Source organism: Bacillus glycinifermentans, assembly GCF_001042475.2.
Taxonomy (GTDB): Bacteria; Bacillota; Bacilli; order Bacillales; family Bacillaceae; genus Bacillus; species Bacillus glycinifermentans.
In genome coordinates this window covers 68,017-90,670 of record NZ_LECW02000067.1, presented here as the reverse complement: position 1 = coordinate 90,670, position 22,654 = coordinate 68,017, and the positions used below count along the sequence as shown (strand labels likewise).

Annotated in this window: 21 protein-coding genes, 2 pseudogenes and 1 other annotated feature; of the genes and pseudogenes, 9 read left to right on the top strand and 14 right to left on the bottom strand. The window is 48.8% G+C overall.

The window, feature by feature from the left end:
• Nucleotides 1–17 precede the first annotated feature (17 nt).
• The 4 genes and pseudogenes from AB447_RS23695 to AB447_RS23680 form a co-directional block, all read right to left on the bottom strand.
• Entirely contained in the window at nucleotides 18–1,058 is a 1,041-nt protein-coding gene (locus AB447_RS23695) for a sugar-binding transcriptional regulator (RefSeq protein WP_048354330.1), read from the bottom strand.
• A gap of 286 nt (nucleotides 1,059–1,344) precedes the next feature.
• A pseudogene (locus tag AB447_RS25555) lies at nucleotides 1,345–1,793 on the bottom strand (MFS transporter); the annotation flags it as partial.
• Between the two features lie 35 nt (nucleotides 1,794–1,828).
• Complete coding sequence (locus tag AB447_RS23685; RefSeq protein ID WP_048354332.1) at nucleotides 1,829–2,833, bottom strand: LLM class flavin-dependent oxidoreductase; 1,005 nt, start codon at nucleotides 2,831–2,833, stop codon at nucleotides 1,829–1,831.
• 134 nt (nucleotides 2,834–2,967) lie between these two features.
• The gene (locus AB447_RS23680; protein ID WP_048354333.1) at nucleotides 2,968–4,314 is read right to left on the bottom strand and encodes an amino acid permease; all 1,347 of its coding nucleotides are present in this window, start codon (nucleotides 4,312–4,314) and stop codon (nucleotides 2,968–2,970) included.
• 63 nt (nucleotides 4,315–4,377) lie between these two features.
• Nucleotides 4,378–4,615: a binding site (T-box leader), on the bottom strand.
• A 315-nt stretch (nucleotides 4,616–4,930) separates the two neighbouring features.
• Between AB447_RS23680 and AB447_RS23675 the strand changes: the two genes are divergently transcribed.
• Entirely contained in the window at nucleotides 4,931–5,401 is a 471-nt protein-coding gene (locus tag AB447_RS23675) for a hypothetical protein (protein ID WP_048354334.1), read from the top strand.
• 152 nt (nucleotides 5,402–5,553) lie between these two features.
• Here AB447_RS23675 and AB447_RS23670 read toward each other — a convergent pair whose 3' ends face one another.
• Nucleotides 5,554–6,060: a YbhB/YbcL family Raf kinase inhibitor-like protein gene (locus AB447_RS23670; RefSeq protein ID WP_048354335.1), complete on the bottom strand. Its 507-nt coding sequence runs from the start codon at nucleotides 6,058–6,060 to the stop codon at nucleotides 5,554–5,556.
• A 106-nt stretch (nucleotides 6,061–6,166) separates the two neighbouring features.
• On the opposite strand from AB447_RS23670, the gene AB447_RS23665 reads away from it, so the two are divergent.
• The 4 genes and pseudogenes from AB447_RS23665 (at nucleotide 6,167) to AB447_RS23650 (ending at nucleotide 9,488) form a co-directional block, all read left to right on the top strand.
• Nucleotides 6,167–7,042 carry a LysR family transcriptional regulator gene (locus tag AB447_RS23665; RefSeq protein ID WP_048406638.1) on the top strand — a complete coding sequence of 292 codons (876 nt, stop codon included), beginning with the start codon at nucleotides 6,167–6,169 and terminating at the stop codon, nucleotides 7,040–7,042.
• 83 nt (nucleotides 7,043–7,125) lie between these two features.
• The gene (locus AB447_RS23660; protein ID WP_048354378.1) at nucleotides 7,126–7,599 is read left to right on the top strand and encodes a DUF1453 family protein; all 474 of its coding nucleotides are present in this window, start codon (nucleotides 7,126–7,128) and stop codon (nucleotides 7,597–7,599) included.
• Between the two features lie 17 nt (nucleotides 7,600–7,616).
• Nucleotides 7,617–8,829, top strand: a pseudogene (locus AB447_RS23655) (sensor histidine kinase).
• Complete coding sequence (locus AB447_RS23650) at nucleotides 8,826–9,488, top strand: response regulator transcription factor (RefSeq protein WP_048354336.1); 663 nt, start codon at nucleotides 8,826–8,828, stop codon at nucleotides 9,486–9,488. Before AB447_RS23655 ends, AB447_RS23650 begins: the two are co-directional and overlap by 4 nt.
• A gap of 77 nt (nucleotides 9,489–9,565) precedes the next feature.
• On the opposite strand, the gene AB447_RS23645 is transcribed toward AB447_RS23650, so the two are convergent.
• From AB447_RS23645 to AB447_RS23635, 3 genes are all read right to left on the bottom strand, one after another.
• Nucleotides 9,566–9,859 carry a hypothetical protein gene (locus AB447_RS23645; RefSeq protein ID WP_048354337.1) on the bottom strand — a complete coding sequence of 98 codons (294 nt, stop codon included), beginning with the start codon at nucleotides 9,857–9,859 and terminating at the stop codon, nucleotides 9,566–9,568.
• A gap of 80 nt (nucleotides 9,860–9,939) precedes the next feature.
• Nucleotides 9,940–10,866: an ABC transporter ATP-binding protein gene (locus tag AB447_RS23640; RefSeq protein WP_048354338.1), complete on the bottom strand. Its 927-nt coding sequence runs from the start codon at nucleotides 10,864–10,866 to the stop codon at nucleotides 9,940–9,942.
• Nucleotides 10,866–11,555: an ABC transporter permease subunit gene (locus AB447_RS23635; RefSeq protein WP_048354339.1), complete on the bottom strand. Its 690-nt coding sequence runs from the start codon at nucleotides 11,553–11,555 to the stop codon at nucleotides 10,866–10,868. Before AB447_RS23635 ends, AB447_RS23640 begins: the two co-directional genes overlap by 1 nt.
• 160 nt (nucleotides 11,556–11,715) lie before the next feature.
• On the opposite strand from AB447_RS23635, the gene AB447_RS23630 reads away from it, so the two are divergent.
• Both AB447_RS23630 and AB447_RS23625 read left to right on the top strand, forming a co-directional pair.
• Nucleotides 11,716–12,552, top strand: a complete 837-nt coding sequence (locus tag AB447_RS23630) for a MerR family transcriptional regulator (protein ID WP_048354340.1) — start codon at nucleotides 11,716–11,718, stop codon at nucleotides 12,550–12,552.
• The gene (locus AB447_RS23625; RefSeq protein ID WP_048354341.1) at nucleotides 12,549–14,306 is read left to right on the top strand and encodes a CocE/NonD family hydrolase; all 1,758 of its coding nucleotides are present in this window, start codon (nucleotides 12,549–12,551) and stop codon (nucleotides 14,304–14,306) included. Before AB447_RS23630 ends, AB447_RS23625 begins: the two co-directional genes overlap by 4 nt.
• A gap of 40 nt (nucleotides 14,307–14,346) precedes the next feature.
• Here the strand turns inward: AB447_RS23625 and AB447_RS23620 are convergent, their stop codons facing one another.
• From AB447_RS23620 to lutR, 4 genes are all read right to left on the bottom strand, one after another.
• Entirely contained in the window at nucleotides 14,347–15,069 is a 723-nt protein-coding gene (locus AB447_RS23620; protein WP_057957775.1) for a LutC/YkgG family protein, read from the bottom strand.
• Entirely contained in the window at nucleotides 15,066–16,493 is a 1,428-nt protein-coding gene (locus AB447_RS23615) for a LutB/LldF family L-lactate oxidation iron-sulfur protein (RefSeq protein ID WP_048354342.1), read from the bottom strand. Before AB447_RS23615 ends, AB447_RS23620 begins: the two co-directional genes overlap by 4 nt.
• 39 nt (nucleotides 16,494–16,532) lie before the next feature.
• Nucleotides 16,533–17,249, bottom strand: a complete 717-nt coding sequence (locus tag AB447_RS23610; RefSeq protein WP_048354343.1) for a (Fe-S)-binding protein — start codon at nucleotides 17,247–17,249, stop codon at nucleotides 16,533–16,535.
• Nucleotides 17,250–17,408: 159 nt separating this feature from the next.
• Nucleotides 17,409–18,137, bottom strand: a complete 729-nt coding sequence (lutR, locus tag AB447_RS23605) for an L-lactate utilization/bacilysin biosynthesis transcriptional regulator LutR (protein ID WP_048354379.1) — start codon at nucleotides 18,135–18,137, stop codon at nucleotides 17,409–17,411.
• 213 nt (nucleotides 18,138–18,350) lie between these two features.
• Here lutR and lutP point away from each other — a divergent pair, with 213 nt between their 5' ends.
• Nucleotides 18,351–20,039 (top strand): L-lactate permease LutP, encoded by a 1,689-nt coding sequence (lutP, locus tag AB447_RS23600; RefSeq protein WP_048354344.1) that lies wholly within the window; start codon nucleotides 18,351–18,353, stop codon nucleotides 20,037–20,039.
• Nucleotides 20,040–20,068: 29 nt separating this feature from the next.
• Here lutP and rpoN read toward each other — a convergent pair whose 3' ends face one another.
• Nucleotides 20,069–21,379, bottom strand: coding sequence for an RNA polymerase factor sigma-54 (rpoN, locus tag AB447_RS23595; RefSeq protein ID WP_232517728.1), 1,311 nt, complete (start codon nucleotides 21,377–21,379; stop codon nucleotides 20,069–20,071).
• A 75-nt stretch (nucleotides 21,380–21,454) separates the two neighbouring features.
• Between rpoN and yvfG the strand changes: the two genes are divergently transcribed.
• On the top strand, nucleotides 21,455–21,667 hold the full coding sequence (yvfG, locus tag AB447_RS23590; RefSeq protein WP_048354346.1) for a protein YvfG: 213 nt from the start codon (nucleotides 21,455–21,457) through the stop codon (nucleotides 21,665–21,667).
• Nucleotides 21,668–21,688: 21 nt separating this feature from the next.
• Here the strand turns inward: yvfG and AB447_RS23585 are convergent, their stop codons facing one another.
• Nucleotides 21,689–22,654 carry a polysaccharide pyruvyl transferase family protein gene (locus AB447_RS23585; RefSeq protein WP_048354347.1) on the bottom strand — a complete coding sequence of 322 codons (966 nt, stop codon included), beginning with the start codon at nucleotides 22,652–22,654 and terminating at the stop codon, nucleotides 21,689–21,691.

The window sequence follows — 22,654 nt, the reverse complement described above, 5'->3', positions numbered from 1 at the left end:
AGTAAGTAAGAGATATTTTAATTTATATTGAGGGAAGAAACTTCCCTTAATAACTGTTTTGCGGCTCCTTCGTCAGTGATCAGAACCGTGTTGCGCGGCTTTTTAAAATAAGCCTCAATGGCCTCCGCCTTTGATGAGCCTCCCGCCACCGCGATGATGTTCGGGATCGAATCGAGATCCTCAAGCTGAATGCCCACGCTGTGCACCTTGTGAATGACTTCTCCGTGGCGGTCAAAATAATAGCCGAACGCCTCTGCAACAGCTTCGTTTTCTTCTATCTTCCGCAAATCTTTCTCCGGCGTATTCCTTCGTTCAGCCATTGTTTTAGCATCCCCGATACCGTGGATGACCATACTGGATGATCGAATCGTCTGCAGCACTTCCTTGATGGAAGGCTCTTCGATAATAGAAGAATAGGCTTCTTTGCTCAGCTGGCCCGGCACGAATAGCAGTTTGTATGTACCGGAAGCTTTTTCAGCCATATGGGCGCAAATCGTGTTTGCCTGATTTCTGACGTTTTCGCCGAGTCCGCCTCTTGCCGGAACAAAAAGCAGTTTGCGATTTTTCGAGTCGGGCGTCATCATTTCAGCCACAGCTTCGAGGGTCGTACCTCCGGTTACGGCGACGATATTTTCCCCTTGAAACCTGTTTTTCATGCATGCGACGGCCGCTCTCCCCATCTCTTTTTTGACCCATGGGGAATGGTCGCTGTCTCCGGAGACGATGATAACCTGTTCAAGATTCAGCCTCTCTTTTAATGTATTTTCCAAAAGAGTCAAACCTAAAACGTCTTTCATCGTATCTTCGAGAATGTACAGCAGGTCAGAGCCTTCAGGTGTCAATGTCATGCCGCTCGTTTTGATCTCGAGAAGATTTTGTTCTTTTAAAAACTGAACCTCCGCCCTTAATACGCGTTCGCTTATGCCGAGGCTGGCGGCGAGGCTTCTCCTGCCGATCGGTTCAGTCAGCCTTATGTACTGCAAGATTTCGTACCTTTTTTGCATGACATCGAGAAGATCCGGCAATAATTTTTTTTGAGCCTGTATTAATTGATTCATGCCAAAACGTTCCTTTCATCTCGTCCTGGACAAAAAATGTCCCGCTGTGACTGAAAACGTCCCGCCTCAGCCAAAAAAAATTACTCCTGCTTACACGTCTTATTGTAACAGGGTTAAAATGTTTATTCAACTGTTTAGAAACCAATTCCTTGACAATATTCGCACCGTTTCGACAGAACGGTTTTTTGTCATCATCATTGTTTCCTATTATCTCCAGCTTATACAGCAACTGATCAAAAGGTGCAGACGAAAAAAGCCCTTTTCTCAAAAGGGTCTTAAAGCGCTTTCATTTCACCCAAAGTTTTTCTATCTCTTCCAGCGACTTATTCTTTGTTTCCGGACAAATGGTGACGACGAACAGGAAGCAGAGAACGTTGATTACGGCGAAGATCCAGAACGTATAGGCGAGGCCGAATCCGCTGATCGTCATCGGGACGAATTGTCCGATCGCCCAGTTCGCTCCCCATAAGAAGATGGTCGCGATGCCGGCGGCGCGCGCCCGCAAGTGGTTAGGGAATATTTCCGAAATCATAATCCATGTGATCGGCCCGACTGACACGCAGAACGCGGCTGCGAATCCTAAATCAGCATAAGTCCGCCTGTTAATTGAAAATAAAACGATGTCCCGATCAGCATCATAAAAAGAGCCATGAAGGCCGACCCGATCGACATCAGCCTTTTCCGCCCGACTTTATCGATGAGAAGTACCGCAATCACGGTAAAAAAGCAATGGACGGGTTTGCCATTCCATTGCTTTTTTTCGGCTTTTGTCAGCTTTTCAAGACGTCTGCGATGATTTCGAAGGACCGCAGCCTGTCTGCATGATCAAAGGTTTCTGAGTTGACGATGATTTCGTTCGCCTGTGTCGCTTGAATAAAGTCTTCGAGCTTCTCTTTCACTTCTTTCGGTCCGCCGATGATCGTTGAGCTGAGCTGTTCATTGACCATCGCTTTCTCTCGCGGCGACCAGATCTGGTCCATATCGTCAACAGGCGGCTTGAGCTTTGTCGAATTCCCGCGGACGAGGTCCAAAAATTTCTGATAGTGTGATGTCGCAAGATGCTGCGCTTTATCATCAGTATCAGCCGCGATCACCGTCACTCCGACCATCGCATACGGTTCATCCAGCACGCCGGGCGTAAATGAACTCCGGTACAGCTCTAAAGCGGGAATCGTATTAGCCGGCGAAAAATGAGCCGCAAATGCAAACGGCAAGCCGAGCTCACCCGCGAGACGGGCGCTGAATCCGCTCGAACCGAGAAGCCATATCGGCACATTCAACCCTTCGCCGGGGATGGCACGCACATGGTTCCGGACATTTCCGGACGGCTGAAAATAATTGCGCAGCTCGGCAAGCTGCTCGGGAAAATCCTCGCCGTTGTTAATGTTTCTTCTCAACGCCCTTGCTGTTAATTGATCGGTGCCCGGCGCCCGTCCAAGCCCCAGATCGATTCTTCCCGGATAGAGGGATTCAAGCGTTCCGAATTGTTCCGCAATGACGAGGGAAGAGTGGTTCGGCAGCATAATGCCTCCCGATCCGACGCGGATCGTTTTTGTTCCTCCGGCGATATGGCCGATCAAAACAGCCGTGGCTGAACTCGCCACTCCCTCCATGCCGTGATGCTCGGCCAGCCAGAACCGGTGGTATCCCCAATCCTCGGCACGGCGGGCCAAATCCATGGAATTGTGAAAGGATTCTTCAACAGTCCCGCCTTGGACGACGGGAGACAAATTCAATACGGAGTATTTGGTGTTTTTGAAATGCTGTCCTGGCATGTTTTCTCCTTCTTCCTATTCGTTATCGTACTTAGACGATACCACAACAGAAGATGATAGTTAAAGAAATTAGTTCGATCAAATTCGAACCGTTTTTCAAAAAAACCGCCTCCTTAAAGCGGAGGCAGTCAATTTTACGCCAGCTTTCGTCCTTTGACGAGATAAGCGATGGTAATGAGCAAGTATATTCCTGCCGTCACCAATGTGATAGCAATCGAAGTTGTCCAAATGACGCCGATTAAAATTGCCAAAAGGGCCAGTATCGCCAGCCAGGTCGTATAAGGAAACCATTTGACATAGTAGCCGCCCGGTGCCGTCTGATTCCGTTTTCTTGACTTCAAGTGGGCGAAGGCGATGACAAGCCAGATCATCAGCACCGTATAGCCTAAAGATCCCATCAAATACTCGAATGCCTGGCTGCCCGCAAAGATTGAAAACAATACACCTAAATATAAGAAAGAAGTACATAGCAAAATCGCATATACCGGAACCTTTCTGCCGGACAGCTTTGAAAAGATTTTCGGCACCCGGCCGTCTGCAGCCTGTGTATATAATATCCGCGAAGAACCGTAGAGTCCGGAGTTCATCGAAGAGATGATCGCCAATAAAATGACGGCGTTCATGACATGGTCCGCCCCTGGAATTCCGATCAATTTAAACACCATGACAAACGGGCTTTCGGACACCTGATTCACTTGATTCCACGGAATCAGGCTGACGATGATGTAAAACGGAAGGATATAAAAAGCAATAATCCGCGTCAGCGTCCCGCGGACGGCTTTCGGCACAACCTTCTCAGGATTTTTTGTCTCCGCCAATGTCACGCCGATGATTTCAGTTCCGCCGTAAGAGTAAATGACAACGAGCATCGCCGTGACCAGCCCTCCGGCTCCGTTCGGAAAGAACCCGCCGTGATCGGTCAAATGAGAAAAACCTACAGCTGTATGACTGCCAAATGAGAAAAACAATAAAATAAATCCGGCAATAATAAAGACGACAATTACTGTGATTTTAATCAAGGCGAGCCAATACTCCGTCTCGGCAAAGCTTTTAACAGAAAGCAAATTGACGCTTGTAATGACGAGGGCGACAAACAGCGCCAGCACCCACACCGGCATGCCCGGAAGCCAATATTGCAAAAAGGTCGCCGCCACGACAGCCTCTGCCGCAATATTCAACACCCACATTTTCCAATAAATCCAGTCCAAAAAATACGCTGCATATGGCCCTAAAACCGATTGAACGAGGTCCCTGAACGTTCTCGCTTCGCTGTTTTTGACCGCCATTTCGGCGAGACCCTGCATGATGAACAGCAGGATGATCCCGCCGATTAGATAGGCGATCAGAACCGACGGCCCCGCTAAATCTATCGCATTGCTGCTTCCTTTAAACAATCCGGCACCGATGGCCCCGCCCAACGCCATCATCATAATGTGCCGCGATGTCATCGTTCTCTCCAGTTTCTGCGTCTTTTTCTCCATTCTTTGCCACTTCCTCTGCTGAAAATAAAAAAGCTCACCGTCTCTTTTCTTCATCATTGAAGATTAAGAGACGATGAGCTATTAAAGCCTACCGCGGTACCACTCTTTTTGATTCCATTAATAGAATCCGCTTGTAAACCCGGTAACGGGGGTTAATCGTAAAGCCTTCAGGAATTGATGTCTTTCCCTTTTAGCAAGTCCACTCCCGGGCGAGTTCAAAGATTCATTAGGCTGCGTCACACCGACCCGCAGCTCTCTTGGCTAATGATTGTCTTCTACTGCTCCCATTCATCGCGTTTCTTTTTGCCTGAAAATTTATTCATTTAATATACGACCTAAACTTCACTTTGTCAATAACAAATAGAGTGATAAAATAAAAAAAACAGAATATTTCTCTATTTCCAGTGAAAATCACCCTCTCTTTTGCAGAATGCAAGAGGATTTGAGCATGAGTTTTCAGTTGATCTGCCGTTTCATGAACAGATCGACAGGAAAAACCGGCTGAAACTCCCCGAAAAAAAATGGTTAAATTGATATACTATTCAAACTTTACAAAATATTTTAATGATGATAGAGTGAGACCCGAATCAAATGATCAGCTAAAGGAGGATGATGCATGAAAAAACTTTCGTTGATGGTGATCCTTTCCGTATTGACGATCGTATTCAGTACGCCTGCCAGCTTTGCGAAAGACGTGCCGGAAGATAAGTATACCGTGCCGACAAAAGCCGAATTTAGCCAGATTCAACAAGTCTTAGGGAATGCTGATATCCAGACCGGCAACCTGAAAAAGGATAACGGAGTAATCGTGAATAAACCTGACGAAAAAGTCGGCATCATTTCGGACATCTCCGACAAAAAAGACGCCTGGAGCCATGTCAGGTTCCATTCATACTACGTTGACCTGAACAGCGACACGCTCATTGCAGACATCCGGTTTACATTGAAACAAAACGATGACCGTACATCAACAACCGAATACAAAAATGTCACGAACGGCGGCAAGTACGTCGTCAAACATGACAAAAAAGGCAATGTCATCTATGAGAAAACGACAGGTGATATGTCGATATTGTGGAGATACTGAATTCTTGCCTGCCCCCTTTTATAACGCCCTTTTTACTGGGCGTTTTTTGTTTTGAATGCCTTTCGCCTCCCTTGTTCAATGAAGCCGCTGAAAAAAACGGCATAACCAACGAAAACACTGTTTCCCGCAGAAGCAGTGTTTTTGTTAAGCTCTTACACCCTCCCCTTAATTTCCAAAACAGACTGGGTCAGCACATGACCTTTTATGCTTTGATAAAAATCGTTTAAGTAAAACCCGGCTTGCAAATCCAACGCATCATCCAAGGCATAAACCGTCAATGTATAGATATGATCCTGATCAGGAGGCATCGGGCCGCAATACTGATGGATGATTTTTGGATTCTTAAGTCCGGCAAGCGGCGAAGCGAAGCTGTTTTGTCCTTGAACCATCAAGTCCTGCCTTTCATCGCTCGCATTTTCGGGAAGCTCCCCGATGTGCGCCGGAATATTTGCCGCTGTCCAATGAATCCAGCTGAACCCGCAAACTGGAACGGCGTCATGATCGATGAGCGTAAGCGCAAGAGTCTTTGCGCCGGCGGGAATGTGTTCAAATGCGATGGGAAACGAGACAACCGGATTACCCTCCCTCTTAAACTCTTCATCCGCGTATTTTGAATACTTATCAGGCAAATATGGGTGTGTTTCTACGTGAATGTTCATGTCAATCCTTCTTTCAATTTTTGATTTCTTCTCTATTTATCCTAAACGATTATATGTATAATCATTGATAAGCAATTGGCCTTATAGGATTGACATTTTGTTATAGATTGGAAACGACTGGGAGACATGTCCGCGAACTTTTGTTGCCGCTGCAGAATCAGAAAATTTCAGAGAAACAGCCGAATTCCTTTATCTTACACAGTCTGCAGTTTCGCAGCATATAAGAAAACTGGAAAACGAGCTCGGCATGACATTATTTGTCCATAGCGGAAGAAGCGTCATACTCACGGAAGAAGGCAAAATTTTTTTGCCTTATGCCGAAAAAATGATCGACGTGTATCATTCGGGAATACATAAGGTGGCACAGTGGAAACAGGGATTCAGCCGGAGTATTACATTAGCTGTACATCCGTATATCGCATCTTATATATTGCCGAGGTTTTTGCCGCGCTATATAAAAGAGAATCCTGATGTAGAAATCTCGACAATCGTGGCCGAATCTGATGATATTAAAACAGCCGTCGAAGAAAATCAGGCAGATATCGGATTATCGCGCAAAGATCCGAATTCGGACAGCCTGTATTATGAACACATTTGTGAAGGGACATTTTGCCTTGCCGTACCTTCCCAGCAAAACAGCCCTTGTGATGCAGACGCCATTCTCGGCCGCTGCCGGCTGCTGACACACGATCATCCCTCAGGAGATTCTCTGATGGCGATGATCCGTCTCCAATATCCGCACGTTCAAACGATGTCTGTCGGACAGATTGATGCCGCGGTTAACATGATCAAGGCCGGAATCGGCGTTTCTTTTCTTCCGACATACATCATCAAGCACGATCAATACGGACTGATGCCGATCGAGACGCCGCATTTGGAGCTGTCCGCTTCACAGACTTATATGATATGGAAAAGAAACAGTGAGCATATTAAACAATTCCACGCCATGTTATGCGAATTTTTGAAGCAGGAACAGATGTAGTGATCAAAATCAATCTGCCGGTTGACGCATTCCTTTCCAACGTTCGTTATACTCGTTGCAGAAAGGAGTTGATCAACATGACAATGACAATGGGTCCTTACATTTTAGTGGTTTTTGCCCTTATCATTTTAAATATGTACCGTGAACGGACAGTGCGGCCCTGGAAGCTGCTGTTCTTTCCCATTCTGCTTTTATGGGGGGTGTCTTCTTCCGTTCAGCCGGGATATTTCTCCTCTACGCAGCACATCATCATAAGCGGCATTTTACTGATCATCGGCTCAGGAATCGGTTATGCCATCGGAAAAATGGTGACCGTTCGAATTGATGAGGAAAGCGGAAATATCACGTCACGCGGTTCTCTCGGCAGTGTCATCCTCATCATAGCCGTACTGCTGCTGCGGATGTCTCTAAGAATATGGCTGCCAGGGGATAACGAATGGTTTTCAACGATTGTCCATTCCATGCTGTTCGTCCCGCTCGGCACCATTGCCGCCCGCAATTTCATGCTGTTCAAGGAATACAGCAGGCTCACAAAGGTCAAAGCACGGATTCAATAACTGAAAGAAGGATCAGCATGGTCAGACAATTTTCAGCTCGGCATTATCGACCGCTTTTGCCGAGCTCTATTCTCATTGCAAATCTCATACAATCTCTTTCTTCTCTTACCAATGCCGATCCGCTCTTTACTGCGGCGGTTTTCGCGCTCTATGTGGCGGCAGTGTGGATCATTCCCCGCCTCACGCCGATTCCTGCCCTTTTAAGTATATTTGCAAGCCTTTGGCTTTCGGCAAGCTTATTATGGATCGTGTCCGGGCATGAGCAAGGGTCTGCGTTATTTAATGGCCTTTTTAACCGTCTATGTCTCTTCAAAGCTTCCGGGAAGGCTATCAACGATATTCGTTGCGTTTTTGGTCATATCCAACAGCTTGCTGGTCTTTAGCGTTTATCACAGCGGCTTGGGTGTGCTCATCGATAACGCGGCGGTGATTACCGGACTGTATATTCTCTTTACCTCTTTCCGCATCAGAAAAGAAGCCCGGCAAGAGACGGAGCGAAATCACGCCAAGCTGGCGCACATGCACAAGGAATTAGAGAAAGCACACGCAGAGCTTCAACAGGCACACCTTGAACCGAAGGAAGCATCGGTCCTTTCCTTGCGGTATGCCGTCCTTGAAGAACGGACAAGGATCGCCCGCGACATTCACGACAGCATCGGCCATGAACTGACGTCTGTCATCGTCCAGCTCCAATCGCTTCCGTATGTATTGAAAGGAAGCGCCGAAGATCCGGAAAAAGTCATCCAAAACGTACTCACCGTCGCAAGGGGGTGCCTTGGGGAAGTCCGCTCCGTCGTACATCAAATGGGCAAAAGCGAAGCGATGGTGGGCCTCGCCTCGATCCGGGGCCTTATTCATCAAACCGGGGAGCGCAGCGATTTGGCCATTTCTTTGGATACGTCCGGCCTGCAAGAAGAATCATGGCCGCAAAACGTCAGCGAGACGGTATACCGCGTTTTGCAGGAATCGCTGACAAATATTCTGCGACATGCAGGCGCTTCCCGTGCGGACATCGTCCTGTCAAACGATGAATGCCGTCTGAACATGACTGTTTCAGACGACGGCGAATTCAGCGGAGATCTCACATTCGGGTTCGGATTGACAGGCATGAAAGAGCGCGCCGAGCAAGCAGGCGGCTCCTTCTTTATCAAGGCACTCCAGCCGAGCGGCATGCAAGTCGAATTACAATTGCCGCTTACGCAACAAATCAATAAGGAGGAAGCAGTATGAACGATCATAAAATCCGCGTCGCGCTCGCCGACGACCAGCCGCTTGTACGCGAAGGCTTCCGCTATGTCATCAATGCACAACACGATATGACCGTATCATGCGAAGCAGGCGGCGGAGACGAAATCACATCACTCGCAAAACAAACAAAACCCGACGTCATCCTCATGGATGTCCAAATGCTGTCCTGCTCGGGCATTGAAGCGACAAAACAGATCATGTCTGCATATCCGGATACGAAAATCGTCATTTTAACGACCTTTGACACTGAAGAATATGTATTTGAAGGCATCCGCGCCGATGCAGCCGGCTATCTGCTGAAAGATGCCCTTCCCGAAGAACTGATTGACGCCATTCGCGCCGCAGCCAGAGGAGAAGCCATCTTCCGGACGGCCACAGCCGCCAGAATCATCAGCGAAACGTTCCGCACAAAACAACAATATCAACCGCAGGACGGAGACCTGCTTGAGCCGTTTACAAAAAGAGAACTGGAGGTACTCCAGCAAATGGCCTACGGCTTAAGAAACGAAGACATCGCCGACAAGCTTTTCGTCAGCGAAAGCACCGTCAAAACGCACGTCTACCGCATCCTGCAAAAATGCAGCGCCCAGGACAGAACGCAGGCCGTCGTTTTTGCGATACGAAACGGGATTGTTGAATAGTTTGTTGAACGGAAAAGCTCCGCTGTGTTCATTGTATGCAGGAGGATTCTTTTTGTATTTCAAATTCGCAGCAATAGTTATAGCAGCTCTACCCCAACCTGTATAGAGAACTTTACCCTTACTTTTTCTTCATTCTCAACGAATATCACTATTGAATGTTTGTCAGCTTTTTTGATTCTGGTAACATTTGTAAAAGAACCTGCAAAAATGATGTAATCGTTATATGTTATGCTAAGGCTGCACGTTTTTTGATAGACCTCCAGAGTAAAGATCAATTTAAAATGTTGAAGTTCTTTATACGCATAAATAAACTCGCCAGCATCTTTATGTGTGATAATTACCGGTTCATTCTCATTATACTTGATAAACATTCAAGCACTTCCTCTTCTATGTGCGGGCGCATTTTTCCAGCACCTAAAAAAAGACGCCTCCGTGTCTTTCCGGAGGCTGCCTAAGATGCGCTGTTTTCTTGTTCACGGTCCAAAAAAATGTCTTCCAGCGACGGTTCGTCGACATGGACCCTGTAAATGTTTACTTTGCAATTGGTTAAGACGCGGATAATGGCGGGGATTTTTTCTTCTGAATTGACGACGAGCGAAAGCTCATTGTCACGGAAGTTGACTTCCTCGCCTGCTGACTCGAGGAAATTGCTGATCAAGCCGAAATGCTGTTCGGGAATTTGCGAATGCCTGATATAAACCGTAATAGAAGACATAAAATGCTTTCTTAATTCATCTAGCGTCCCTTCGCGTAAAATACCGCCATCCTTCATGATCGCAATTCTGGTACAAATCTTTTCGATTTCGTATAGATTGTGGGATGTCATAAATACCGTTTTCCCTTCTTTTTGCAGATCGATGATCAGCTTTTGTATATTCAAGGCTGATTCTGCATCGACTCCTGAAGTCGGCTCATCCAAGAAGATCAACTCCGGGTCGTGGATGATGGCTTGGGCGATTCCAAGCTTTTTTTTCATGCCGAAGGAAAAAGTCCCCGCCTTTTTGTCGGCGTGTTCAAGCAGACCGACCCTTGCCAAAACGGACTCGCACTGCTGTCTTGACACGTTTTGTCCGGTCAGCTTGGCGAAGTATTTTAAATGCCCGGCCGCCGTCATTGAATCGTAAAAGGTCGAATAGTCCGGCAAAACGCCGATGCGTTGCTTTATATGATCAATAGAAGATTCGTTTAATAGTTGAAAGCTGCCGGCTGACGGTTCAATAATTCCGGTGATCATGTTGATAAACGTCGATTTCCCGGCGCCATTGCGGCCGAGGAATCCGTAAATCTCCCCTTTTTCCACCTGAAGATCGACATTGTTGACGACCGTCCTTGATCCGAATGTCTTCGTCAATCCCTTTGCCTCGATCACAACACTCATTATAAATCTCTCCTTTTAAATAAAGCGATGGCCCCGCCGAGCACCGCAATCGCGTAAACGATGTTGATCAGGGTAAAATAATGTCCCAGATTAGAATAATAATAGGGCGACAAATATTTAAACCAGCTGATCATCATATTGTCCGAGAAGATGGCCCATATGCTGAGTGCGGGAAAGAACAGGGCAAACACAATGCCGAAAAACATTGACATAGCAGGCTTCGGAAAGATAACCGAGAATAAGAGATTTAACGCGATTGCCGCTGTCAGAAATGCCATGCTGTCAGCAGCGCTCTGCCATAAAAACGTTTTAGATACGATCATGACCAATATGTATGATGCCAGAATACACGTGAACCAAAACAGCCAGACTCCTAAAAATTTGCCTATGATAATTTTCGGACGCGACGTTTTCGTCACAAGAAATCTTATCGTCCGCGTATAGACCTCGCGGTTGATGATGTCATGGGACAGTCCGGTGATGATCAGAAAACCGAGCAGGAATACGATCATAGCAGTTCCGGCTGCATTGGCGTCGCTTCCCAAATCCAATTCGCTGACCATATCGGCCGGCAAGTTTTCGATGACATCGGCCACCTTAAAGCTCACGAAAAAAATGATGGCGATCACAATAATCGATTTAATACTTTTAAAAAGACTTTTAAATTCATTCAGACAGATTGCCCGCATCACAAGTCACTCCTTCATCCCTTTATTATAGAGGCTGAAGATTATCCGGAAATAATTTTATCCTTAACATTACCTTAAATCGAAACGTGCGCATCTGTCTTGACTTTCCCCTCTACTGGAGGGTTTATAATCGCTTTTAGAAAGGAGGAGATTTTAGCTTTTGTTTAAAATCAGCGAGTTTTCCAAACTGAGCCAGGTTTCCGTAAAAGCCCTGCGGTATTATGATCAGATCGGTTTGTTAAAGCCGGCCTGTACAGATCAGGAAACCGGCTACCGCTACTATACGGCAAACCAGCTCTTTCTATTGAATCGCATTCTCGCTTTTAAGGAGCTCGGATTCACGCTTCAGCAGATTGCAGAGCTTATCGAAGAAAATGTGCCGGCAGAACAGATCAGGGGGATGTTCCGGCTCAAAAAAGCAGAGATTTTGACGCTCATAGAAGAAGAACAGGCGCGCCTGAAACGAATCGAAGAACGGCTTGAGCAGGTAGAAAATGAAGAATATGGAGACGCCGAGCACGAGATCGTGCTGAAAAAAGCGGAAAGCCGGCAGCTCATATCCGTACGGAGGCAGACTTCGATCAAACGAATCCCCGCTCTTTTTCAAGAGTTGGAGGGGCGATTCGATAAGCGGTTCACGGCTTCGCTTCCCAAAATCATTCTTTGGCATGGCTGCGAAGAGTGTGAAGATGCAATTGATTTAGAAGCAGGCTATCTCATCAGCCGTCCCTTGCCGTCTCTTCCGAATGGCAGCGTGAGCCGGCTGCCGGAGATTCCGGTAATGGCAACGCTTTTGCACCGCTGCAATCCGGCAAGCCCTTGCAAAGCAAGCGCGCATCTCGGGGTTTGGATTGAACAAAACGGGTATCGCATCAAGGAAAATCAGCCGCGCCGCGAAGTATTTCTGCACCCTGAACATGAACATTCAAACGATTATATCGCAGAGGTTCAAATCCCGATTGAAAAGGCCGGCATCAGAAAGGAGTTTGGAGCATGACCGATCAAATCATTACTGAATTGAATGTTCCGTTGACAATGAAAGACGGTACAGTGCTTCGCGCGAATATTTACCGGCCGGCAGGCGAAGGATCGTGGCCTGTTCTTTTGACCCGCCTCCCCTACGGGAAGGACGTTCCCCATGTGCTGTTAGGTTTTCATGGCGTGATTCGGGCGGTTCAGAAAGGATATGTCGTCATTCTTCAAGATACGAGAGGACGTTTTTCATCAGACGGCGGGTGGGACCCGATTGTGACGAGCGCCCATGAGGCCGGGGATACAGAGGAAACGATCGATTGGGCGGCGAAGCTTCCCTACAGCAGCGGGCGGGTCGGAATGTTCGGTTCATCTTATTACGCATTTACGCAATGGGCCGGAATAGAGCGAAAAGCAAAAGCGCTGAAAGCGGCGGCTCCGGCATTTTCCTGGAGCGACCCTTTTGACGGCCTGATATTCCGGGGTGGCGCATTGGAGCTAGGTTTTTTATCTTACTGGCAAATGGGCATGTATCTTGATACATTGCCGGCGCTGTATTCAGCTGAACACGAACTCGCGGCTGCGAGAAAACGATTGATCTCAGACATTGATCAGCTCAAAACAGAGATCGAAGCGCTCCCGCTGAAGGATTTTGCGCCGTTTCGGCGAAACCGCGTCGCGCCTTCTATTCTTGAACTGATCAAGAGGGGTATGGATCGGAAATATACGGACCATTTATCTTTAAAAGGGAAGTATCATACATTCACGACGCCTGTGCTGAATATCGCCGGCTGGTACGATATATTCCTGGCGGGAACGATTGAGAACTTTCTGCACATGCGAGAAAACGGCGCCACTCCTGAAGCCCGGCAAAGCCGGCTGATCATCGGCCCGTGGCAGCATTTGGATCATAGCCATCAGTCGGGCGAAAAGAATTTCGGATTAGCCGCCCATTCCGCTTCCCTTGATTTGGACGGGATCCATTTGCGGTGGTTTGATCATTTCGTAAAAGGAATCGATACCGGCATGACGAATGAAGCGCCGATCAAATTGTTCGTGATGGGAGAAAACGTGTGGCGCGATGAAAACGAATGGCCGCTCGCCCGCACCCGGTTTACGCCGTATTATTTGCACAGCGGCGGTCAGGCGAATACATTGCATGGCGACGGAACTCTCAGCGCGGCGCCGCCTGATGCGGAAGCACCCGATCATTTCGTCTACGATCCGCTGCATCCCGTTCCGACAAAAGGCGGAGCCATCATGATGCCGCCTGATTTTACAAGCGGCGCCCATGATCAAAGGGACATTGAAAAACGGGAAGATGTATTGGTGTACACTTCCCCTGTTCTCGAAGAAGACACGGAAGTGACAGGGCCTGTAACGGTCAGGCTGTGGGCGGTCTCGAGTGCGGCTGACACCGATTTTGTCGCCCGCTTGATTGACGTACACCCCGACGGCTCGGCATACAATTTGACCGACGGCATCATCCGGGCCCGCTTCCGGAACAGCTCAAAAGGCGAAAAACCGAGCCTGATCGAGCCGGGAAAAGCGTACCTTTATGAAATCGACCTCTGGTCAACGAGCAACGTATTCAAAAAAGGGCACCGCATCCGCTTGGATATCACAAGCAGCAGTTTTCCCCGCTGGGACCGGAATCTCAACAACGGGCTTGATATCGGAAACGGCCGCAAGGAAGATGCCCGGACAGCGAGGCAAACCATCCTTCATGACAGAGATCATCCTTCTGCAATCATTCTCCCTGTCATACCGGGAAAGTGACTGCTAAAAAAACTTCAGCGCATGATAGCGCTGAAGTTTTTTAGCGGTCTGTCACCACAATATAAGCCGCTTTGACAGGTCCGTGGACGCCGACAACGAGGTCCATTTCGATATCGGCGGAATTGCTCGGTCCTGTCACATAGTTGATGCAGGACGGGATGACGCTGCCTTCTGCAATCCTCTGTTTAATGATCCGGCTTGCCTGCGTCATTCTCGGGACGATCGTGCTTTTCGGCACGATGGCGATGTATGTCGTCGGCAACAGGCTCACGGAGCGCCCTTTATCTTTTGAGCTGAAAAGGACGACGGTGCCTGATTCCGCAAGGGTGATTTCGCTGAATGTGATGCCGACGTTCGCCTGTTCGGCGTGCTTAATATTTTCGTCTCCAGCGGCCGCATCCCATTCCCACACTTGTGTGCCTTCTTGCGGCCATGTATCGGCAAGCAGCCCGGACAGTCCGAATTCTTGAAAGCGATCGTCTTTCGGAACGATCACGGGGCCCCCGCCAAATCGCGATACTTGATCATGGAGCGCATCGTACAAGCTGACGGCGTCCGTTTCAATCAGTTCGGTATGAATCTTCAGGCAGTGCTCCTTTAATACGCCTAAGAGCTCATCGGGCGTATATCCTTGATACACTTTGTGCTGCGGCTGATATGTGTAATCGGGTGTTGTGACGCCTGATGATCTCCTTTCGCGGCCGAGTCTTTCGGCAACCCTGTTTAAGAAGCTTTCCTTGTTTTGGATCGTTCCGTTTGTCATCTGTCTTCCCCCTTCTGTCTGTCCTGGAACCAGTCGCGGAATCTGGACCGGTTCGGTGCGGGAAAGTCGCGGATTTGCGTCCATTGCTTCAATGGCCCCGGTCCCTTCGTAATCTTTTCGCCTTCTTTAAACGGCTTCATCGCCGCCGGAGCCCATTTTGATCCCATTTTATAAAGCGACGGTGCAGACGTTCCGAGACCGAAGGCTTTCATCGCCAGCTTTTCGGCAATCGGAGCGCGCCCTTCCTGTTCTACGATGCGCTGGCGGTGTTTTAAGAGCAGCTCGTGAAGAGGAATTTTCACCGGACAGGCTTCCGTACAGGCCCCACACAACGACGATGCGTAAGGAAGCTCTTTGTAGTCGTCATACCCGCAGAGCAGCGGAGATAATACCGCACCGATCGGTCCTGGATAAATCGAGCCGTAGGAATGTCCGCCGACATGGCGGTAGACCGGACAGACGTTGATGCAGGCCGCACAGCGGATACATTGAAGAACCGATTGAAATTCGGTTCCGAGAATCTTCGAGCGGCCGTTGTCGACGATCACGAGATGAAACTCTTCCGGTCCGTCCGCTTCATCAGGGAGCTTCGGTCCTGTCAGCGCGGTGATATAGCTTGTCAGCCGCTGACCGACGGCGCTTCTCGTCAGCATTCCGACAAGCACCTCGAATTCGTCGAAAGACGGGACAATCCGTTCCATCCCCATGACGGTAATCTGCGTTTTCGGAATCGTCGTAACGAGGCGTCCGTTCCCTTCGTTTGTGACGAGGCTGACGGAGCCCGTATCGGCAATCGCGAAGTTGCAGCCCGTAATTCCGATGTCCGCCTCCAAAAACTTTTTCCTGAGCACGGCTCTCGCGTGCATGACGAGCTCCTCGGGCTTTTCCGTTTTGCGGTAGTCGAGCCGCTCTTTGAAAACGTCGCGGATTTGCTCTTTGTTTTTATGAAGCGCGGGCGCCACGATATGCGACGGCGGATCGTGGTCATCGATCTGAAGGATGTATTCTCCCAAATCGGTTTCGACCACCTCGCATCCTTCTCTTGCAAGCACTTCGTTCATATTGATTTCTTCCGTGACCATCGATTTTGATTTGACGATTTTTTTGCCGTTTTTCTTTTTGACGACGTCGCGTATGTAGCCTGTCGCTTCTTCTGCCGTTTCCGCAAAGAAAACGTGCCCGCCTTTTTTGGCGACATTTTCGGCGAGCTGCTCAAGATAATAGTCGAGATTCGCCAGTACGTGCTGTCTGATTTCTTCGGCGAGAGACCGCCATTCTTCCCAGTTGCCGAGCTCTTCAGCCGCTTCAAGCCGGCGGGCCCTCAACCGTTCCTGGGCGCTTGAAACGGCGCCTCTCATGAAGTGATTTTCAAGCCCCTCTGATACGCGGTCTTTAAAATGTTGTGTTCCGATCTTCATTGCCATGACCATCGTCCCCCTCTATCTGTGAAATGACCGGATGTGTTATCTGCTGTTTAAGACCTCAGCGATGTGCATCACTTGAATCGGTTTTTCTTTCCTTGCGATCCGCCCCCCGATATTCATCAGACAGCCGCAGTCCGCCCCGATGAGCACATCTGCGGCCGTTTCTTCGACACACGCCACTTTCTCGTCGACCATCTGCTCCGAAATTTGCGACATTTTCACCGAAAATGTCCCCCCGAATCCGCAGCAGTCATGCTTTCGGGGCAGCGGTGTGAACTCAAGCCCCTTCACATGCTGCAGCAGCTTCATCGGCGCGTCTGTTACCCCGAGAAGCCTGGTCATGTGGCATGACGTATGATAAGTCGCCTTTTTCTCAAGCCTTGCCCCCACGTCCTCCACTTTCAGTACATTGACGATAAAGTCGGTCAGCTCATACGTTTTGTCGGCAAGCCGCTGCGCTTTTTCCGCCCAGGCAGGCTCATCCTGAAAAAGGTGCGGATATTCCTTGAACATAAAAGCGCATGAACCGGAAGGACTGACGACGTATTCTGCCCCTTCAAACGTTTCAATCATCCGTCTCATCGCCTTTTTGGAGTCTTTGACATACCCGCTGTTGTATGCAGGCTGGCCGCAGCAGATTTGGCCTTCGGGAAAATCGACTTCACATCCCAGCCGTTCCAGCAGCTCAACGGTTGCTTTTCCGACATTCGTCTGGAACATGTCAACCAAACACGTGACAAACAGTGAAACTTTCATCTTGATCCCCTCTCCCCGACCTGAATTAGTCAGGTCATCTGATGACTTGGATGTAAAAACCTCTTTTTTCATCTTACACCTTGTGAACTTTTTTTGAAAGGGGTTTCTTTCGAGTTTCGGGTCCGGCTCTATAAGAAAAAGCAGACGCTCGTCTGCTTTTCAATGGGGCTGCTCTGTTTCTTCAAAGTACGAGGCCAGCACTTTTTCGACGTTTGTCAGGTGCTCAAGCATCGCCTGTTCGGCTTTTTGTCCGTCCTGCTCTTTCACGGCCCTGTAGATCGCTTCATGCTCTTCGTACAGCCGCTTTACGGTCGTTTTTTTGGAAAACAGCCAGATTTTCCGCGTTTCTCTCATCGTTTCGATCAGGAGTGATGAGACATGGTTCATCAGGCCTTTTAACAAGCCGTTTTGCGATGCACCGGCCAGCGCCAAATGAAACGCAAGATCGGCTTTTTCGCCGAGCTCATCGTTCCCGTCGGCCAGATTCATATCGGCAAGCGCCGCATGCATGCGTTCCAGGTCTTCTTCCGTCCGCTTTTCCGCCGCAGCCGAGACGGCGCCAATTTCCAGAATTTTCCTCACTTCAAGCAGCTCAGCGACATCTTTCTTTTTCATCAGAAGGGCGGCTGAAAGCGGGATTGAGATTTGTTCAGGCTCGAACGTTTTCACATAGGTGCCTTCCCCTTGCTTCATTTCGACCATCCCCATCGCTTTTAAAGCAGAGAGGGCTTCCCGGACGGCTGAGCGGCTGACTTGAAAGCTGTCGGCGAGCGATTGGACGGAATCGAGTTTATCCCCAGGCTGAAGCTCGCCTTTTTTGATCGTATCAAGCAGCGCTTCAGCTACTTCCTCGTATATTTTTTTCGTCTTGATTTGCTTATATTTCAATTTTTTCACCTCATCGACAGACTGCACGTGATGCTTCATTTTTTTATTATACCGCTCTTTCCAGTTTGAATATATAGCCGGAGCGTCATGCAAAAAAAGATTGTAATTTTGAACATTCAGAAATATAATGCTAAATGTGATTGGTCCTGTCATCATGTCATCAGATGTCTGATTTTGGACAGGCCGTTTTACCAACAAAGGGGGAATGAGGAGATGGGATGGACTCAAATTTACACTCCGCTGGGGAACAATTTGCTGCTCTCTTCAATTGCAGCGCTTATACCGATTTTATATTTTTTCTGGGCTTTGGCCATCAAAAGAATGAAAGGGCATACAGCCGGGTTGACGACCTTATTGATCGCGCTTGTTTTGGCTGTTTTCGTCTACGGCATACCCGCCGAAAAAGCCGTCATGTCCGCATCGCAGGGCGCAGTGTACGGGCTTTTGCCAATCGGCTGGATCATCGTCACATCGGTCTTTTTGTACAAGCTGACGGTGAAAACGGGGCAGTTTGACGTGATTCGGAGCTCCGTGTTGTCGATCACAGATGACCGGCGCCTGCAGGCACTTTTGATAGCGTTTTCATTCGGTGCGTTTTTAGAGGGAGCGGCCGGATTTGGGGCCCCGGTTGCGATATCGGCCGCACTGCTTGTCGGGCTCGGATTCAACCCTTTATACGCGGCAGGCATCTGTTTAATTGCCAACACGGCGCCTGTCGCCTTCGGCGCGATCGGGATACCGATTATCGCAGTCGAAGGGCCGACCGGAATACCGGCGATGGATATTTCAAAAATGGTCGGCCGTCAGCTCCCGTTTTTATCCGTTTTTATTCCGTTTTATTTGATCGTGATCATGAGCGGCTTCAGGAGGTCTTTGGAAGTGCTGCCGGCCATTTTGGTGTCGGGCGTTTCTTTTGCCGCCACGCAATATGTAAGCTCGAATTTCCTGGGGCCTGAGCTTCCGGATATCTTGTCGGCCATCGTTTCGCTTGTTGCGCTCGCCGTATTTTTAAAGTTCTGGAAGCCGAAGACGACGTTCAGATTTCCCGGGGAAAAAGAGGCGGCCGCCGCCGCGGAAGCGAGACAGGAAAAACAAGAGCGCACGTATTCGGCCGGCCGCATTTTGAAAGCGTGGACACCGTTTTTATTGCTAACCGCAATGGTCTCCATATGGGGCATTCCCGCTGTGAAAGAAGCGCTGACAGGTCATTATCAAGGGGCAAATCCGTTCCTGCTTTTTATCAATGAAATCGGCAGCCGTTTGTCATTTGCTCCGGGTGTGCCTTTTTTGAACAACGAGATCCTCGATGGGGCGGGTAAGCCGCTTGAAGCCCTTTATAAACTCGATCTGCTCGGCTCAGCAGGAACTGCGATTCTGCTTGCCGCTGTGCTGACCAAGTTTATCACGGCTGTTTCATGGAAAGAGTGGGGCTCCGTTTTTGTCGACACCCTGAAGGAACTGAGAAAGCCCGTGTTGACGATCGCTTCCGTCGTCGGCTTTGCCTATGTCACCAACTCTTCGGGCATGAGCACGACGCTCGGCATGTCGCTTGCCATGACGGGTGCGATGTTTTCATTTTTCTCTCCTGTGCTCGGCTGGCTCGGCGTCTTTATTACAGGCTCCGATACCTCGGCAAACCTGCTGTTCGGCAGCCTGCAAAAAGTGACGGCGTCATCTGTCGGAATGGAGCCGGTGCTTGCGGTGGCCGCCAATTCATCTGGCGGCGTTACGGGGAAAATGATATCCCCGCAATCGATCGCAGTAGCCTGCGCCGCCGTCGGCCTGGCCGGAAAAGAATCCGATCTGCTCCGCTTTACGGTGAAACACAGTTTATTTCTCTTGCTGCTCGTATGCATCATCACGTTTTTGCAGCATCATGCGTTCTCATGGATGATTCCGTAAAAAAAGGCCGGCGGTTCGCACGTCGGCCTTTATTCGTACCGTTTCCTGACGGATGACGGCAAAATGTTGAGCTGGTCTCGATATTTTGCGACGGTTCGCCTCGAAATGACGATGCCGTGCGCTTCTTTTAATAAATCGGCCAGCTTTCGATCTGAAAGCGGTTTCATTTTGTTTTCCTGTTCGATCAGGCGGCACAGATGTGCTTTCACTGTATGGCTTGACGTATGGCCGTCGCCTGAATCCTTTACTTTTGCCGAAAAAAACCGCTTCAGCTCGCACAGTTCATAAGGCGTTTGCACCGTTTTCCCCTTCACCGCCCGGCTCACCGTCGATTCGTGGATGCCGAGGGCATCTGCCACCTCTTTTAAGGTCAGGGGCTGAATATCATGTTGTCCGTTAAAAAAATACCCCTTTTGGCGAACCATGATTTCCTTCATGACCCTTGTCATCGTTTCCCTTCGCTGTCTGAGCGCCTGGTCAAGCCATTTCCACTGCCTGTATTTCTCGGATAAAAACGAGGCAGTTTCATCATTCGCCCGCCTTTCGAGAAACGTTTCGTAAAACGAATTGAGCTGGATATCCGGAAACGAGCGGCTGCTGAGCTCGAGCGTCAATTTTCCGTTCTCGGCTGAGACGACGACATCGGGCTCGATATAGACGTCCCGTTCATCAGCATCATACGCAAGCCCCGGCCTTGGCGACAGGTTGGCGACAATATCTTGAATATTCTGAAGTTCAGCCAGAGACAGGCCTGTTTTAACAGAAAGCTCCTTCCACGCTTTTTTTGCGAAAAGCTCAAAATAGCTTGAAATGACGGTTTCAGCCTGACCTGTATCTTTCGGCAGCCGCCTTAGCTGGATGAGAATGCATTCCTGAAGAGAACGCGCACCGACGCCTGCAGGCTCAAGAGACTGAAGTTTGGCCAGAACCGCTTCTGGCTCCCCGGCTGGTACGGACAGCTCGGACGCGATAAACGACAGCTTTTCCGTCACATAGCCGTTTGAATCAAGCGATTCAACCAAGTAGGCGAAGATCCGCTTTTCCCGGTTTGACAAATGCAGGTCAAGCGCCTGCCGTTTCAGGGCGCTTTTTAGCGTCTCGCGGTGATACGCCGCCTCCGGAACAATCGTCTGCTCCCGCTGCAAATGCTGCTTTGTTTTATGGTAAAATGATCGGGGAACGTCGGAGTCCTTCCGTTCGATAAGAGGGTTTTCCATTGAGAGCTCATCTATCTTGCTGTTGAGTTCGGCCGAGGTATACTGAAGCATGGTAATTGCTTGTGTAAGCCCCTGGGTCAAGTGAAGTTTCACCGTTTGCTGCTGCTGCACATGCAATTTCATCATTTCTCCCCTCCCATTATTAGTTTACACGATCGAATCTTTACCGTATAGACATAAAAAGGAGTGTTTACCGTAATGACAGAACTATTTTCAGTGCCTTATTTCATAGAAAATTTTAAATCCCATATTGAAATGAATCCAGACGAGGATAAGATCCATGCCATGAACAGCTATTACCGTTCCGTCGTTTCGACGCTTGTGCAGGACCAGCTGACAAAGAACGCAGTCGTCCTAAAACGGATTCAGCATTTGGATGAGGCTTACAACAAAGTAAAACGCGGAGAATAAGGGAAAGAAAAAAGCCGTCTGTTACACGAGAACAGGCGGCTCTTCTGTTTTTTCCTGGATGAGCTTCGTATCCGGAATATCTTTCATCCATGTGTTGTAATAGTTTGCATTTTTCCCGTAGGAATTGTCGATTACGATGTTTTCCTTTTGAAGCAGACACGATAAAATGTGCCCGTGAAGCCTTGAGGTGACGACTGATTCGTAGCAGCTGAAAAATCGGATCGATTTGTTGACGAGCATGTCTGAATAACGCTCCCAATAATGAGCGATCGGCAGCGGATTCCCCGCTTTTTTATTGAGGGCGTTCAACGTTTGCAGCCGCCTGATGCCGCGTTTGTCGCGGTCTGACAAAATCACAGGCCAGTCGTATGTATCAGGCTCCTGCGCTTTTTGCAGGCTTCCGTTTGCTTCTTTATCCGTTCTGATTAAGCGCAGCACGGATTCCGACGGCTTCTCCGGCGGCTCAATCGGCCAGAGCTGATGGGCCATGTCAGGCATCATCCTGATGTTGTTGAGCCCTTCAAAATGTTTGTTTGCAAATTGAAATGACGCTTTTTCCCTCGTATAAAGGTGAAGATCCGGGTGTGCCGTCAATATATCTCTTGTCCGCCTGATGTTTTGTTCATTTTCATAGTAAATCGACTGCGGGAGGATCACAATCCGATTGTTCGGATAATGCTCGATGACACGCTCCCTGAACTGTTGAAAATGAGGGTATAAATCTCCGAAATTGCCGCCTCCCTGGCAGACGATAATCGCTTCTTGGGGAATTTTCCGGCCCGGATTAAAGTTTTCCGCATTCCACCTTTCGCGGACGCGAATGCCGTATGCTTTAAAAAAGGCTTCCGTTCCTTTCATAATCAATAAATCGCCTACATTCCCGTAGAGGGGATAATCCAAGTAAACGACTGACGAATGCTTTGGAATGACATCCAGCAATTCCGCCAGCTTTTCCTTCAAGCTGTCCATGGAATAGATTGTAGTCAT

Bases quoted from the DNA above. Each gene is read 5' to 3' on its own strand.
- AB447_RS23695 (WP_048354330.1), bottom strand. From the start codon at position 1,058: ATGAATCAATTAATACAGGCTCAAAAAAAATTATTGCCGGATCTTCTC.
- AB447_RS23685 (WP_048354332.1), bottom strand. From the start codon at position 2,833: ATGCCAGGACAGCATTTCAAAAACACCAAATACTCCGTATTGAATTTG.
- AB447_RS23680 (WP_048354333.1), bottom strand. From the start codon at position 4,314: ATGGAGAAAAAGACGCAGAAACTGGAGAGAACGATGACATCGCGGCAC.
- AB447_RS23675 (WP_048354334.1), top strand. From the start codon at position 4,931: ATGAAAAAACTTTCGTTGATGGTGATCCTTTCCGTATTGACGATCGTA.
- AB447_RS23670 (WP_048354335.1), bottom strand. From the start codon at position 6,060: ATGAACATTCACGTAGAAACACACCCATATTTGCCTGATAAGTATTCA.
- AB447_RS23660 (WP_048354378.1), top strand. From the start codon at position 7,126: ATGACAATGGGTCCTTACATTTTAGTGGTTTTTGCCCTTATCATTTTA.
- AB447_RS23650 (WP_048354336.1), top strand. From the start codon at position 8,826: ATGAACGATCATAAAATCCGCGTCGCGCTCGCCGACGACCAGCCGCTT.
- AB447_RS23645 (WP_048354337.1), bottom strand. From the start codon at position 9,859: ATGTTTATCAAGTATAATGAGAATGAACCGGTAATTATCACACATAAA.
- AB447_RS23640 (WP_048354338.1), bottom strand. From the start codon at position 10,866: ATGAGTGTTGTGATCGAGGCAAAGGGATTGACGAAGACATTCGGATCA.
- AB447_RS23635 (WP_048354339.1), bottom strand. From the start codon at position 11,555: ATGCGGGCAATCTGTCTGAATGAATTTAAAAGTCTTTTTAAAAGTATT.
- AB447_RS23625 (WP_048354341.1), top strand. From the start codon at position 12,549: ATGACCGATCAAATCATTACTGAATTGAATGTTCCGTTGACAATGAAA.
- AB447_RS23620 (WP_057957775.1), bottom strand. From the start codon at position 15,069: ATGACAAACGGAACGATCCAAAACAAGGAAAGCTTCTTAAACAGGGTT.
- AB447_RS23615 (WP_048354342.1), bottom strand. From the start codon at position 16,493: ATGGCAATGAAGATCGGAACACAACATTTTAAAGACCGCGTATCAGAG.
- AB447_RS23610 (WP_048354343.1), bottom strand. From the start codon at position 17,249: ATGAAAGTTTCACTGTTTGTCACGTGTTTGGTTGACATGTTCCAGACG.
- lutP (WP_048354344.1), top strand. From the start codon at position 18,351: ATGGGATGGACTCAAATTTACACTCCGCTGGGGAACAATTTGCTGCTC.
- rpoN (WP_232517728.1), bottom strand. From the start codon at position 21,379: ATGAAATTGCATGTGCAGCAGCAGCAAACGGTGAAACTTCACTTGACC.
- yvfG (WP_048354346.1), top strand. From the start codon at position 21,455: ATGACAGAACTATTTTCAGTGCCTTATTTCATAGAAAATTTTAAATCC.
- AB447_RS23585 (WP_048354347.1), bottom strand. From the start codon at position 22,654: ATGACTACAATCTATTCCATGGACAGCTTGAAGGAAAAGCTGGCGGAA.